Below are 463 nucleotides of genomic sequence, written 5' to 3'. Positions count from 1 at the left end.
GATGAAGCGATCGCTTTCTCAATAACGGTTGAATACTGTCGCAAATATTTTTGTCTTCTTACTAATGGCCTTCTCCACTACGCAGTCTTCAGAAAAAGATCGACCAAGAAGGAGCAGCTTCATTGCTTCTTCGCGCTTGTCGCCAGCGGCGATAATTAACTTTCGTGGGATCTAAATACACTGAACCATCGCGAAGTTTTGTTTTACCAAATAGATTGGTTGTGTAAGTTTCGGTGCGTTGACTGCCAGTTTGTACGTTAACTGTACTTTTCACATATTCCCAATCTGGTTCAGAAGTTTGATGCCCATTGAGATTAGCAAACATAATGAGTGTGAAATTAACATCCCATCTTTCATTGATTTCATAGCACACAATTACATGCCAACCACTATGTCCATTGTGGCTTTCACCTCCTTTTGTTAAATTAACGGTTGCTTTAACTTCTAGACCTTCACCTTCACC

At 40.4% G+C, this 463-nt stretch carries 1 protein-coding gene; it reads right to left on the bottom strand.

What is annotated here, in order from left to right; all coding sequences use genetic code 11:
* Positions 1 to 88: 88 nt before the first annotated feature.
* Positions 89 to 463, bottom strand: a 375-nt coding sequence (locus tag D7V97_RS45200; RefSeq protein ID WP_158623585.1) for a hypothetical protein, incomplete at its 5' end; no start/stop codon positions are given.

It is taken from the genome of Corallococcus sp. CA053C (genome assembly GCF_003611675.1).
In the GTDB taxonomy this organism is placed as follows: domain Bacteria; phylum Myxococcota; class Myxococcia; order Myxococcales; family Myxococcaceae; genus Corallococcus.
Note: the sequence above shows the minus strand (reverse complement) of the source record. Positions and strands in the feature narration are given on the sequence as shown.